Origin of the sequence: Variovorax sp. RO1 (assembly GCF_002849325.1) — a bacterium.
Lineage (GTDB): Bacteria > Pseudomonadota > Gammaproteobacteria > Burkholderiales > Burkholderiaceae_C > Variovorax.
In genome coordinates, this window is the sequence record NZ_PKMT01000003.1 from 381157 (window position 1) to 393926 (window position 12770).

At 68.3% G+C, this 12770-nt stretch carries 13 protein-coding genes; 3 read left to right on the plus strand and 10 right to left on the minus strand.

The window, feature by feature from the left end:
• Positions 1 to 30: 30 nt before the first annotated feature.
• Both CY658_RS18685 and CY658_RS18690 read left to right on the plus strand, forming a co-directional pair.
• The gene (locus CY658_RS18685; protein ID WP_095948584.1) at positions 31 to 723 is read left to right on the plus strand and encodes a mobilization protein; all 693 of its coding nucleotides are present in this window, start codon (positions 31 to 33) and stop codon (positions 721 to 723) included.
• A 125-nt stretch (positions 724 to 848) separates the two neighbouring features.
• Positions 849 to 1559 (plus strand): DUF4339 domain-containing protein, encoded by a 711-nt coding sequence (locus tag CY658_RS18690; protein ID WP_180838983.1) that lies wholly within the window; start codon positions 849 to 851, stop codon positions 1557 to 1559.
• Positions 1560 to 1608: 49 nt separating this feature from the next.
• On the opposite strand, the gene fabG is transcribed toward CY658_RS18690, so the two are convergent.
• The 10 genes from fabG to CY658_RS18740 are packed head-to-tail and all read right to left on the minus strand — an operon-like array spanning position 1609 to position 11151.
• Positions 1609 to 2340, minus strand: coding sequence for a 3-oxoacyl-ACP reductase FabG (fabG, locus tag CY658_RS18695; protein WP_101491627.1), 732 nt, complete (start codon positions 2338 to 2340; stop codon positions 1609 to 1611).
• Positions 2337 to 2810 carry a hydroxymyristoyl-ACP dehydratase gene (locus CY658_RS18700; protein WP_101491628.1) on the minus strand — a complete coding sequence of 158 codons (474 nt, stop codon included), beginning with the start codon at positions 2808 to 2810 and terminating at the stop codon, positions 2337 to 2339. Before CY658_RS18700 ends, fabG begins: the two co-directional genes overlap by 4 nt.
• Positions 2807 to 3577, minus strand: a complete 771-nt coding sequence (locus CY658_RS18705) for a class I SAM-dependent methyltransferase (protein WP_101491629.1) — start codon at positions 3575 to 3577, stop codon at positions 2807 to 2809. The genes CY658_RS18700 and CY658_RS18705 overlap by 4 nt, the downstream gene beginning before the upstream one ends.
• Positions 3574 to 4416: a polysaccharide deacetylase family protein gene (locus tag CY658_RS18710; protein ID WP_101491630.1), complete on the minus strand. Its 843-nt coding sequence runs from the start codon at positions 4414 to 4416 to the stop codon at positions 3574 to 3576. Before CY658_RS18710 ends, CY658_RS18705 begins: the two co-directional genes overlap by 4 nt.
• 20 nt (positions 4417 to 4436) lie before the next feature.
• A complete protein-coding gene (locus CY658_RS18715; protein WP_101491631.1) occupies positions 4437 to 6842 on the minus strand; it encodes an MMPL family transporter in 2406 nt (801 codons plus the stop codon).
• A complete protein-coding gene (locus CY658_RS18720) occupies positions 6839 to 7474 on the minus strand; it encodes a LolA-related protein (protein ID WP_101491632.1) in 636 nt (211 codons plus the stop codon). Before CY658_RS18720 ends, CY658_RS18715 begins: the two co-directional genes overlap by 4 nt.
• Complete coding sequence (locus tag CY658_RS18725) at positions 7446 to 8456, minus strand: acyl-CoA synthetase (RefSeq protein ID WP_101491633.1); 1011 nt, start codon at positions 8454 to 8456, stop codon at positions 7446 to 7448. The genes CY658_RS18720 and CY658_RS18725 overlap by 29 nt, the downstream gene beginning before the upstream one ends.
• On the minus strand, positions 8453 to 10171 hold the full coding sequence (locus CY658_RS18730) for an AMP-binding protein (RefSeq protein WP_257884919.1): 1719 nt from the start codon (positions 10169 to 10171) through the stop codon (positions 8453 to 8455). Before CY658_RS18730 ends, CY658_RS18725 begins: the two co-directional genes overlap by 4 nt.
• 20 nt (positions 10172 to 10191) lie before the next feature.
• On the minus strand, positions 10192 to 10836 hold the full coding sequence (locus CY658_RS18735; protein WP_101491635.1) for a hypothetical protein: 645 nt from the start codon (positions 10834 to 10836) through the stop codon (positions 10192 to 10194).
• Positions 10837 to 10839: 3 nt separating this feature from the next.
• Positions 10840 to 11151, minus strand: coding sequence for a phosphopantetheine-binding protein (locus CY658_RS18740; protein WP_101491636.1), 312 nt, complete (start codon positions 11149 to 11151; stop codon positions 10840 to 10842).
• Positions 11152 to 11254: 103 nt separating this feature from the next.
• Between CY658_RS18740 and CY658_RS18745 the strand changes: the two genes are divergently transcribed.
• The gene (locus CY658_RS18745; RefSeq protein WP_101491637.1) at positions 11255 to 12769 is read left to right on the plus strand and encodes a helicase HerA-like C-terminal domain-containing protein; all 1515 of its coding nucleotides are present in this window, start codon (positions 11255 to 11257) and stop codon (positions 12767 to 12769) included.
• Position 12770 lies beyond the last annotated feature (1 nt).

Here is a 12770-nt window from a genome sequence, read left to right on the forward strand (position 1 = left end):
CCCTCAACCCATTCGAGGCAGCAACCACTCATGAGCTCTATCAACTTCATTGGCGGCGAGAAAGGCGGTGTCGGCAAATCGGTCACCGCACGCGTGCTGGCCCAGTACTTCATCGATCGCAGCCGTCCCTTCACCGGCTTCGACACCGACCGTTCGCACAGCTCTTTCACGCGCTTCTACGAGGGCTTTGCCTCGCCCGTGGTGGTCGACAGCTTCGAGGGCCTGGACACGGTGGTGAACGGCTTCGAGACCAACCCGAAGCAGAGCGTGATCGTCGACCTCGCGGCGCAAACGCTCGCGCCGCTGTCGCGCTGGATCAAGGAATCCGACCTGTTCGACGTGTTCGAAGAGATCGATGTCACGGTCAACTTCTGGCACGTGCTGGACGACGGCAAGGACTCCACCGACCTGCTCGGCACGCTCATCGACACCTTCGGCAACCGGCCCAACTACATCGTGGTGCAGAACTACGGACGCGGCAGCGACTTCGGGATGCTGCTGGCCTCGCAGTCGCTGTCGAAGGCCAATGCGAACGGCGCGCGCGTCATTGCATTGCCGCGCCTGCACGAAGCCAGCATGCGCAAGATCGATGCGCAGAACACGAGCTTCTGGAAGGCCGTGAACGACCGCGAAGGGGCGCATGCGCTGGGGTTGCTGGAGCGCCAGCGCGTGAAGTCGTGGCTGGCCACGGCTTACGCGGCCTTCGATACGCTGCCTCTTTAAACCGGTCTTTCATGGTCTGTTGCGCATGCCGGGCGCTTGCCGCGGCATGAATGAATGCGCCGGCCATCTCGAACGTTTCGTCAGTTCAGTTAATTACAACAAGCAAAGAGAGAGGGAGATTCACCATGGACATCCACGTCAATCGAAATGGGCAGGGGTTCGGCCCCTATGAGGAGAGCGAGGCCAGATCGCTGTATGCCCGGGGAAACATCGCTGAGACCGACTTGGTCTGGCGCGATGGAATGGCCGAATGGCAACCGGCTCGGCAATTTTTCGGCGAGCGGGCCATGCTGTCCGGTGCGCCTCCCATCGTCCCACCGCACCCTTTTCCAGCCCATCAGCCGCCCCCTGTGCCAGGCTACGTCGCGCCGCCGTCCTCCTACGCCAACCAGACAGCGAGGCCTGAGGAGAAACTCCCACCCAAGTTGCACTGGTCGCTGGTCTTGCTGTTCACGGTGCTGAGCTTCGGCATCTTTGGCGTGGTCTGGCTGTTTATCCAGTCGTCGTGGGTACGCAGGATCGATTCCCGGTCCAATGCCACCATGTACCTGATCGGCTATGTGGTTCTGGCTTCCATCGGGGCCATCGTCGATGCCTCATCGGAATCTTCGGACACCCAAAGTCTTGGCTGGCTGCTTCAGATTCCGTCGTATGTGCTCTTCTATTGCGGGTACTACTCGATGAGGCGCTCGATGCTCGACCACTACAACAGCGTCGAACCGATCAGGTTGACGCTCTCGGGCGCCATGACCTTCTTCTTCAGCATGCTCTACCTTCAGCATCACATGACGCGCATCGCCAAGTGGAAGGAAACCGGAAACATCAAGCCGCAGTAGTCTGCGATTCAGAGAGCAGTCGGCGGCGGTCAGGCGCCCTCGCCGACTCTCAGATCATCCCGCCGTTGATCGAGATCACCTGCCCCGTGATGTACGCGGCTTCATCGCCTGCCAGGAACGCCGCCAGCGCCGCCACTTCCTGCGGCGTGCCGGCGCGCTTCACGGGCACCATCTGGTTGATGAGCGCAGGATCGAACACCGCATCGGCCATCGGCGAGGCGATGATCCCGGGCGCGATCGCATTCACCGTCACACCGCGCGACGCCACTTCGAGTGACAGCGCCTTGGTCGCGCTGTTCAACGCCCCCTTGGCTGCCGCGTAGTTCACCTGCCCCCGGTTCCCCGCGATGGCGGCGACGGACGAGATGTTCAGCACGCGCCCCCAGCGGGTGCGCATCATCGGCAGCAGCAGCGGCTGGGTCACGCGGAAGAATCCGTTCAGCGACACGTCGATCACCTTGTGCCATTGCTCGGCGCGCATGCCGGGCAGCACGGCGTCGTCGTGCACGCCGGCGTTGTTGACGAGGATCTGCACCGCCCCGCCTTCGAGGATGCGTGCGCAGCCCGTCGCGCAGGCCTCGTCGCTGCGCAGATCAAACACATGGCATTCCGCCTTGCCACCGGCCGCCGTGATTGACGCGGCAAGTTGTTCGATCGCCTCGGGCCGCGAGTTCGCATGCAACAGCACGGTCGCGCCGTCGCGTGCAAAGCGCTCCGCCATGGCCGCGCCGAGCGCGCCGCTGGCGCCGGTGATCAGTGTGCGTTTTCCTTCGAAACTCATGACGGTGTGCTTTCCATGTCCGCCAGCGGCGTGTTCAAGACCACCACGGCCCGGCCCTCGGCCAGCAGGCGGCCGTCGTCGGCCGCCACCGTGAATTCATACAAGACCTGCCGGTCGTCGCCGGACAGTCGCTGGGCGCGCACCTGCAACGCCCCGTCAATGTCGTCCAGCCGCGCCACCGCCAGCTTCACGTTGCGTGCGCTGGCCAGGAAACCGGCCGATGGCGTGCTGCCTTCGGTGGCCAGCAGACCGCCGTGCAGCGCCATGGCCTGCGCCGCGTACTCGATGGCATTCGGCGCGAGCAGCCCGCTGTCGGTGCGCAACGGGTTGTCCGCCTGGCTGTGCGTCGTGGTGCTGCAATGGATCGATTCGGCATCCCAGCCCTCGAGGCGCTCCAGCAGGCACATGCTGCCGCTGTGCGGAATGCGCTGCGCAATGCCCGCGCGGTCGAGCGTCTGCGGTGCCGTCAAGCGGCAGCCTCCAGGTCGGCCACCAGCAGCACGTTGGCAAAGGGCGTGCCTTCGCTCATTGGAATGCTCTGCACGCGGAACCCCAGGCGCTGCAGCAGCGCTGTCCATTCGGTCAGTGGCCGGCCCCAGGTCGGCGAGACCTTGTGGCCGCGGATGCGCGTCACGGTGCGATCAACCCACTGGCTGATCGCGAAACCACGCGTGCTCGACGCATCGCCCACGCGCAGCAGCAGCCGCGCGTTCGGGTTACCGCCGCGGCGGAGCGCGTCACGCACGCGCGTCAACACACCCTCCTGCGCGGCGAGGTCCACGTAGTGCAGCACGTCGAGGATCACGACCAGGTCGCAATCGGGCAAGGCGGCTGAGCACATGTCGGCGCACACCAGGCGCGGCGTCGGCTTCAGGTGACCGACCGACGCCTCGGCGCGCGCGACGTCCTTCGGCATCAGCTCGATGCCCGTGTAGTCCGCGGCGGCCGGCGTGGCGGCCCATGACGCGGGCCAGCGTCCTTGTTGCTGCATCGCGCTCATCGACGCCAGCAGGCTCACGAAGAGGCCTTGCCCGCAGCCGATGTCGACCACGCGCCGATGCTGCGCGTCGATCAGGCCGCGCTCGAGCAAACCGCGAAACACCGGGTCTCGTCCGAGCTTGCCGCGGGCGAACTGCCAGGCGAAGGTGCCGCCCTTCTTGTAGGGAACGGTCGCGGCTTCGTGCAGCTCGCGCCAGGCGTTGTCAGTGGTCATCGTCGATGGCATCACGGCGCTCATGCGGTCTTCAATCCTTCAGGCAGGGTCACGGCACGCAATCCATCGGTGCGCAGGCGTTGGAGCAACAAGGGCAGGACTTCCAGCAGAACGGGTTGTCCGGCAGCGGTGCGCGCAGCGTTGCCGTCGTGCAGCAGCAGGATGTCGCGCGCCTGTAGATTGCGGGCGAGGCGCGCCATCACCTTGGTGGCGTCGCCTTCGCGGGTGTCGAAACCGCGCCGCGTCCAGCTCACGAGCGAGAGGCCGAGGCGGTGCAGCACGGGTTCGAGAAAGGGGTTGCGCAGCCCGGCGGGCGCGCGGAAACAAGTCGGGCGCTGGCCGGTCACGTCGGTCAGGATGTCTTGCGCCCGTGCGATCTCCGCTGCGAAGCCGCGCGGCCCGAGGAAGGAGAAGTTGTGCCGATGCTGCGCCGTGTGGTTCTGGATGCTGTGGCCGCGCGCGACGATCTCGCGCGCCAGCGCCGGCTGTGCCTGCACACGCTCGGCGATGCAGAAGAAGGTGGCGCGCTGGCCGTGGGCGTCCAGCAGGTCGAGCACGCGGGGCGTGACCTCGGGCTCGGGCCCGTCGTCGATGGTGATCGCCACCTCGCGACGCGCATCGGCGGCCTCGGGCAGGTGCGTGACGTTCGGGCCGAGCAGGTTGCTGCGCGGCGTGAGCCCCGCGCCGGTGATCAGCGCATGGTTCAGCACCACCGCGCCGAGCGCCCAGGGCCATGCGCCCGGCACCAGCACGCCCGCGCCCAGCGCCGCCACATGCACGGCCGCGCTGGCGCGCATGGCCGGCGGCCAGGGCCAGGATTCGGAGGCGGCAGAACCGGTGGAAGGGGCGGAAGGCGACGACATGCTGGGTCCGGATTTTCCCATCAGCGCGTTCGCTGCGGGCTCGGGCCCTTCCCGGGCGTCACGTTGCGTGCGAACGCGGCCGACAGCAGCAGCGCGAGCAAGGCGCCCGGCGCCACCACGCGGCCGATGGACGACAGCGCCGGGATGTCCGAGATCGCGATCAGTCCGAACGACACCACCGTCGTGAGGTTGGCCAGCATCAGCGAGGCCAGCGTGTCTTCGTCGGCGCGCCCGGTCGTGCGCAGCTGATCGAAGAACAGCGCGTAGTTCGATCCCACAGCGACGATCAGCAACAGCCCCACGAGGTGCAGGATGCCGAGCGCCGCCTGCGCCAACGCCATGCCGCCCAGCGTGAGCACCACCGCGAACAGCAGCGGCTGGCACACGGCCAGCAGCCGGCGCCATGAGCGCAGGTACACGCCCAGCAACACCACCACCGCCAGCGCGCCCAGCAGCACCTGCACGAAGGCCTCGTGCAGGTAGCGTTGGTAGAGGCCGCCGAGTTCGCGGCCGACGTCCACCACCTGCACCTCGGGCAGGCCAGCCAGCGCGGCTTCGAGACGGCCCTGATCGAAGCTCGGACCGGGGTGCAGCACGACCAGCGTGGACCAGCCACCGCCCGGTCGCTCGTACATCAGCGTGTTCACCACGGAACCCAGCGGACCGCCCATCAGGTCGGCACGCTGCACGGGCGCCTGCTTGCGCGCGGCTTCCACATCGGTCACGAAGGCGCCGAGCCGTGAGGCCGGCAACGGCAAGCCCTTCGTCGCTTCGGCCAGGTTGGCGCGCAGCGTGTCGGCATCGGGCAGGCTGGCCAGGCGCGCGGTCTGCGCCGCCACGCTCGGCAGCACGCGGGTCACAGTTTCGTAGCCGCTGAGCTCGCCCTTGTCGACCAAGGCGTCGAGGCGCGTTGCTGCGGCCTCGGTGTGGCGCAGCGCGGCCTGTTCGTCGTCGCCGAAGGCCACCACGAGCACGCCGCCGTCGCTGGCGCCGATGTCCTTGCGCAGCATTTCGTCGAGCAGCTGGGCCGAGCGCGGCACCGGGCTCATCGCGCTCAGGTCGGCGCGCCACAGATGACCACCCTGCCACAGCACCAGCGCCAGCGCAGCGACGCCGAGTGCCGCCAGCGGCCAGCGCAGGCGCGGCAGGCCGCGCACCAGCAGGCCGGCCAGTCGGGCCATGTGCCGGCGCATGCCCATGCCCGTGGCGCCATCGGGCGCCAGCACCGGCAGCACGTAGCGCGTGGCCAATGCGGCCGACACCAGCCCGGCGATCGAGAACACACCCAGTTGCGCCAGCCCCGGGAAGCCCGAGAACACCAGCGCCGCAAAGCCGCACACGGAGGTCAGCAGGCCGAGCCGCACCGTAGGCCAATGCACCTCGCGCCAGCGCTGCCAGCCGGTGCCGGCCACGGCCGCGCCGCGCGCCTGGATCAGGTAATAGATGGCGTAGTCGACCGTCTCGCCGATCAGCGTGCTGCCGAAGCCGAGCGTGAGCCCGTGCACCGAGCCGAACACCAGGCTGACCGACGCGGTGCCGACCACCACGCCCGTGGCCACCGGCAGGAAGGCGATGACCAGCGCGCGCGGCGAGGCAAAAGCCAGCAGCAACAGCACGCTCATCACGATGCCGCCCACCACCGCGAGGTGGATGGCTTCGGTCTTGATCTTTTCGCGGCTCATCACCGAGAACACGGGCGCTCCGCTCAGCAACAGCTTGGGACTGGCTTCACCCATGCCGCGCGCGGCAGCTTCATAAGCGGCCTGCACACGCGCGATGGCGACGGCCTGCGCATCGAGGTCGCCGCCGGCCGCACGCGTCGTGGCGATCATGAGCGCACGCGGCGCGTCGCGCGACATCCAGACGCCGCCCTCGCTGCGCGGTGCGCTCGCCGGCACCAGTTCCATCGCGACGCGCTGGGTTTCCCCGGTCGGGTCGCGGTCGAGCAAGGGCTTGATCGCGTTGCCGGCCGGCGTGCCGAGCATCGACAGCGTGTCGATGATGGCGTCGCGCAGCCCGGCCACGGTGAACTGTCCGGGCATCACGCCGGACGACAGCTGGTAGCGGTGCTCGAACACCCAGGTGCCGGCCTCGCTCCAGTCGCTCACGTCGCCGTTCTGCACCAGGTCGAAGAGCTTGCTCTCGCGCATCGCCTTGCCGACGGCGCGTGAGACTTCAGCGCGCTGTTCGACGCTGCCGCCTTCGAAACCCAGCATCAGCGTGCGCGAGGCGACGCCGCTTTGCAGCTGCTCGATCAACACGCGCTGACGCAGGTCCGGGCTCTTGGGGAGAAAGGCCGACAGGTCGGCGCCGATCTGGGTGCGCGCGATGACGACCGCGCCCAGGCCCACGACCAACAGCCACGCCAGCAGAACGACGATGCGGCGCGACCACCCCGGCGGCCCGCCCGCCTGCGCCAGGCTCACGGCGTCGCGCGCCCGGGGGCGCTGGCCGGCATCGCCGACGGAGGCGCCTTGGGCGAGATGTTCATGACCGAGCGGTCGCCGCCCACGAACTCCATCTCCAGCCCCAGCACCTCGCCGCCGCGGCCCGTGATGCGCATGCTGCGCACCTGCGCGGCCAGCCGGCTGTCATTGGGGACGAGGTCGAGCGTCCACTGGTTGGCGGCGCCGGACACGGTGCTCTTGAAATAGCGCTGCAGCGTGGTGCCGTCGCCGGTCAGCGTGCCGCGCATGGCTTCGACCAGGCCCAGCAGCTCGGGCATGCTGTCCAGCGCCAGCGTGCGGTTGCGGTTGCCGCGCGACAGGGTCAGCGTGTTGCCGTCGACGGACATGGTCTCTATGCGCGGCGACAGCGTGCGGCGCACCAGCTTGTCGGGCGCCTCGAAGCTCAGCGTGCCGCTCGCGTCGAGCGGGCCTTCGAGGCCGTGCACGAAGCGTTGTTCGGTGAAGCGCGCCTCGCCGCTCTTTTGCTTGGACAGCAGGCCCATCAGTTCGGGCAGGTCGAATGCCGCCCAGGCCGGCGCGGCACAGAAAGCCACCGCCAGCACCACCACCCTGCAAAGCCGATCAAGCCGCATCTTCGAGCCAGAAATCATGAAAGTTGAACCAGTTGTACGGGTAGGCGCGGCACAGCGCCTCGAGGCGGGCCACATAGGCTTCGACCGCGCCGCGGATGCGCTGTTCGCGCTCCGCGGCATCGGCGAACGGCGTGCCGAAGTCGGCCAGCGGGTCGAACCGGACATCGTAGCGGGCACCGCCGCCGTACATGCCGGCCATGAAGAACACCTTGCGGCGCAGCAGTGCCGCAAGCCGGAACGGGCCGTCGTTGAAGACGGCCGGCTGCCCCAGGAAAGGCAGCACGATGTTGTTGCCGCGCTGGTGCGCCGGCTGCTCCTCGCTGCCTGGCAACGTGCGGTCGGCGAGCATGCCGCCGAGGCCACCGCCGTCGAGCCAGTCGCGCAGCGCGAGCATCGAATGCGGCCGGCCCAGCGAGATCACGTGGGGCCGCATCTCGGGCAGCGCGATGGCGTTCAGGATGGCGGTGATGCGCTGCGCGTTGTCGGGGTACATCAGCATCGCCAGCCGCATGCGGTTCTGGTGCGCCTGCTGCTTGCAGGCGCCGAGCACCTCGAAACTGCCGATGTGGGCGCCGAGCAGGAAAGCGCCCCGCCCTTCGGCCGCCTCGGCCTCGATGGGGCCGTTGCCTTCGATCTTCACCTTGAACAGGTCCATGCGTCCGCGCAGGAAGTACACGCGGTCGAGCACGGTCGATGAAAACGCGTGCAGCAAACGGTAGCCGTCGACCCATCCCGCGCGCGGACCGATGGCACGGAACAGGTAGCGCTTGATGTAGCGGCGCGGCGCCGGCGCGAACAGCAGGAAATACAGGCTGATCGGCGGCAGGAGCAGCCGCGTCACGTGCCGCCCGCACACCAGCGCCATCAGGCAGATGAAGCGCAGCGCCAGCATGTTGCTGCGCTCGGGCGCGCGCGCCCAGTCGCCTTGCTGCGCCGTCGGGCGGGCGGTCTGCCGCGCCGCTGCGTCCACGGCGCGCGTTTCGGCGTCGGTGTGCTTCATCCCGCCGACTCTGGCACAGCCGTCCAGCGGCCGGTGACAGCCACCACGCCGTCGCAGCGCACGTCGAAGCGCACGCCGCGGCCGGTTCCGGCCTCCGGCTGCAGCTCGATGGAGAGCGTGCTGCCGGGGCGCACGGGCGCAAGGAACTTGGCAGCCGCGAGCGTCGGGCTCGCGCCGAGCCGCGCCGACAGCGCCGGCACGCGCCGCACGACTTCCATGACTTCGGCCAGCAGCAGCGCGCCGGGCACCAGCGGCTGGCCGGGGAAATGACCGGCAAAGGCGGGATGGTCGACCGGCACCGTGTGCGCCATCTGCACCGGCGTCTGGTCGTCGGCGAGCTGGGCCAGCGCAAATTCGCGCAGCGCCCGCACCGTGAGCTTGCCCGTGCCTTCGCGCGGGAAGGCCTTGACCTGCACCACGCGGCGCGGCACGAACACCGGCTCCAGGCGTTGTCGCAGTGCAGCAATGATGTCGGTTGCCGACAGCGTGGGCGCGACCACGAACGCCACCGGCCGCACCACGCCGTCGGCCACCTCGTCGGGCAGCCAGAAAGCGCCGTCTTCGACGCCCGCGATGCTGTTGAGGTGGTAGTTCAGGTGCGCGAGCGAGCTGCGTCGCCCGGCGACGTGGATCAGGTCGTTGGCGCGGCCGAACAGGCGGAAGCGCCGTGCATCGAGCAGTTCGAGCACGTCGGCCATCGGCGTCGGTTCGGGAATGAAGTCGCCGCTGAAGATGAAGCGCTCGGGGCCATCGCCCTCCCCCGGCTCCGCGTGCACGCGGATCTCGCCGAAGGTTTCCCATATTTCGCTGTCGGTCGTGCGGCGCGTCGCCACCTGACCCGACTCGGTGCTGCCGTAGATTTCAAGCAGCACGCCGCCCAACGCCTGCTCCGCCTGCAAGGCCAGTTGCGGCGACAGCGGCGCGGTGGCCGACAAAATCAGGTCGACCGGCGGCAGTTCGATGCCCGACAGCAGCAGTGTCTTCAGATGGAACGGCGTGGTCACGAGCGCGCGCGGGCGCGGCACCGAGGCCAACGCCTTCGCCACGTCAGCCGGGAAGAACGGTCGCCCGGTTTCGAAGGCCGCGCCGCCGAGCATGGCGAGCAGCACCGACGATTCGAGTCCGTAGCTGTGCTGCACCGGCACGGTCGCGACCAGCGTGAGCCCTTCGAGCGTGGGCCGCTGCAGCACGCGGCACAGCCGCTCGACCGCGACTTCGACGTCGCCGACCAGCGTGCGCCAGGCCTTCGCATGCGGCTGCGGCACACCGGTGGAGCCGGATGTGAGCAGGCTGGCCGCATGCCGGCCGCCGTCGATGGCTGGCACGGGCGCATCGCCGGCCGGGCCGGGGACGGCCTCGACCTGCAGGCGTCGCATGCCGGGGGTGTCGAGCTTCGTGTCGTCGGTCAACGCGAACAAATTGGGGCCACCGGTTTCGGTCAGGCGCGCCAGCGTGTCCGGCCGCGCATCGGGCGGCAGCAGGCTGGCATGGCCGCGCACCAGCGCAGCGCCCAGGCTCACGGCGAAGGCGTAGCGGTCGAGGCACAGATTGACCGCAGGACCTTCGGCAGGCAACACGGGCGCCAGGCGCTCGACGTCGGCCAGAAACTGGCGCGCGCTGATCGGCTGGCCGCCGCGCCACGCCAGCGGGGCGTCGGGGTTGCGGTCCGCGAGCAGCGGCAGGAAAGAAGAGGAAGAAGCGGTGTCGATCGTCACGCGGGCTGCCTGCGCCTGTTTCATTGGCCGCCGGCGCCGTTGTCCACCGTCGAGGTGCCGTAGAACGCGCGCACCGCATCGACGAGCCGCGTGCGTTCGAATTCGGGGTGCAGGCGATAGCGCACAAGGTGCTCGCCCACGAACAGCAGCGCCACGCTCAGCGGCGACAGCACGTTGGCCAAGAGCGACCAGGCCGAGAACGACATCGTCAGGTAGACCACGATCGACGAGACGACCACCACGGCGAAATACACCGTCCACACCTGCGTGAGGTGCGTCGTGTAAGACAGCATGTGCCCCTTCAGCGGGTGCACGCGCTGCGCGAACTGCGTGATCAGAGGCAAGCCCTTGCCGCGCAGCGTCGAGCCGAACCAACCGCAGAGCGCGCCGTTGATGCCGACGTGCTGCAGCACATAGAGACGGTTCGTGTCGCCCGCCTCACCGAGGAAGACGAGCGAGAAGCCGCCGATGCCCAGCGCCGCCGCGGCGGCAAGGCCCCAGCGGCCGAACCAGCTGGCAGCGCAGCCCATGGCCGCGATCCACAGCGGGCCGAGCAACACCACCACAGCCCAGGGCTCGGTGGCGTGGAACAGCGTCATCCAATGGGAGAGGCCGGCATACGTGACCCCCACCAGCAGCAGGAGGACGAGTCGCCATCGAGACATGGATCAGGTGGCGCTGCGGTGCTCGGCGACGTGGGTCGCGAGCGTACGCAGCGACTGGAAAATCTGCTGGTTGCGCTCATCGTCCGAGCGCAGCTGGAAACCGTAGCGGCGCGAAACTTCGAGCGCGACTTCGAGGATGTCGATGGAGTCGAGGCCCAGACCTTCGCCGTACAGCGGGGCGGTGGGAACGATCTCTTCAGGTGCGACCTCGAGATTGAGCGCGTTCACGAGCAACACGGCCAGCTCTTTTTCGATCGGCGACTGTTCGGATGCATCGCCAGTGGCGGGAATGGGGGGCTGAGCAGTCGATGACAAAAAAACCTCCTGAACTATTTTTCCTGGACGACCGTGCGGGGTCGTGAATTATAGGAGTGGCGGTTGATTAGACTGCGCGCTTCGATACGACCCGGAGCGCCCCATGGCCGACCCCCTTCTGATCGCACGCCACGACACCATCGAGTGCGCCCTTTTGCCCGGCCTGGCCAACCGCCACGGCCTGATCACCGGCGCCACCGGCACCGGCAAGACCGTCTCGCTCCAGACCATCGCCGAACAGCTGTCGAACATCGGCGTGCCGGTGTTCATGGCCGACGTCAAGGGCGACCTGACCGGCATCAGCCAGAAAGGCGCCGTCGGCGAAAAACTGGCCGCCACGCTCAAGGAACGCGGCATCGACGTGCCCGAACCCGCCGCCTGCCCCGTCACGCTGTGGGACGTGTTCGGCGAACAGGGCCATCCGGTGCGGGCCACGGTGTCCGACATGGGCCCGCTGCTGCTGGGCCGCATGCTCGACGTGAACGAAACCCAGGCCGGCGTGCTGAACCTGGTGTTCAAGATCGCCGACGACAACGGCATGCTGCTGCTCGACCTGAAAGACCTGCGCGCCATGCTGCAGTACGTGGGCGAAAACGCGAGCCAGTTCACCACCGAGTACGGCAACATCAGCGCCGCCAGCGTGGGCGCCATTCAGCGCGGCCTGCTGCAGATCGAGACCCAGGGCGGCGACAAGTTCTTCGGCGAGCCGATGCTCAACATCTCCGACTTCATGCAGACGGTGGGCGGCAAGGGGGTGGTGAACATCCTGGCGGCCGACAAGCTCATGAACTCGCCGCGCCTGTACGCCACCTTTTTGCTGTGGATGCTGTCCGAATTGTTCGAGCAACTGCCCGAAATCGGCGACCCCGAGCAGCCGAAGCTGGCCTTCTTCTTCGACGAGGCCCACCTGCTGTTCAACGAGGCGCCCAAGGCGCTGGTCGAACGCATCGAATTGGTGGTGCGGCTGGTGCGCTCCAAGGGTGTCGGCGTCTACTTTGTGACGCAGAACCCGTTGGACATTCCTGATTCAGTGCTGGCCCAGCTGGGCAACCGGGTGCAGCACGCGCTGCGCGCCTTCACGCCGCGCGACCAGAAGGCCGTAAAGGCTGCTGCCAGCACCATGCGCCAGAAACCCGGCCTCGACATCGAGACCGCCATCACCGAACTCGCCGTGGGCGAGGCGCTGGTGAGCTTCCTGGATTCCAAGGGCCGTCCGAGCATCACCGAGCGCGTGTACGTGCTGCCGCCGGGCAGCCAGCTCGGCCCGATCACGCCCGAGCAGCGCAAGGCGTTGATCGCCAATTCGCTGGTGGCCGGCGTGTACGAAAAGACGGTCGACCGCGAATCGGCCTACGAAAAGCTCAAGGGCCGCGCCGAGAGCGCACCCGACGCGCCGGCTGCGGGCGCCAAGGGTGGGGCCGCGGCAGCAGAAGAATCGTCCGGCATGGGCGGCATGCTCAACGACATGCTCTTCGGCAGCACCGGCCCGCGCGGCGGCAAGCGCGACGGCCTCGTGCAGACGATGGCCAAGTCGGCGGTGCGCACCATGGGCACGTCGGTGGGCAAGGAGATCTTGCGCGGCGTGCTGGGCGGGATCTTCGGCAGCAAGAAGCGCTGAA

Bases quoted from the DNA above. Each gene is read 5' to 3' on its own strand.
- CY658_RS18685 (WP_095948584.1), top strand. From the start codon at position 31: ATGAGCTCTATCAACTTCATTGGCGGCGAGAAAGGCGGTGTCGGCAAA.
- CY658_RS18690 (WP_180838983.1), top strand. From the start codon at position 849: ATGGACATCCACGTCAATCGAAATGGGCAGGGGTTCGGCCCCTATGAG.
- fabG (WP_101491627.1), bottom strand. From the start codon at position 2,340: ATGAGTTTCGAAGGAAAACGCACACTGATCACCGGCGCCAGCGGCGCG.
- CY658_RS18705 (WP_101491629.1), bottom strand. From the start codon at position 3,577: ATGAGCGCCGTGATGCCATCGACGATGACCACTGACAACGCCTGGCGC.
- CY658_RS18710 (WP_101491630.1), bottom strand. From the start codon at position 4,416: ATGTCGTCGCCTTCCGCCCCTTCCACCGGTTCTGCCGCCTCCGAATCC.
- CY658_RS18720 (WP_101491632.1), bottom strand. From the start codon at position 7,474: ATGATTTCTGGCTCGAAGATGCGGCTTGATCGGCTTTGCAGGGTGGTG.
- CY658_RS18725 (WP_101491633.1), bottom strand. From the start codon at position 8,456: ATGAAGCACACCGACGCCGAAACGCGCGCCGTGGACGCAGCGGCGCGG.
- CY658_RS18735 (WP_101491635.1), bottom strand. From the start codon at position 10,836: ATGTCTCGATGGCGACTCGTCCTCCTGCTGCTGGTGGGGGTCACGTAT.
- CY658_RS18745 (WP_101491637.1), top strand. From the start codon at position 11,255: ATGGCCGACCCCCTTCTGATCGCACGCCACGACACCATCGAGTGCGCC.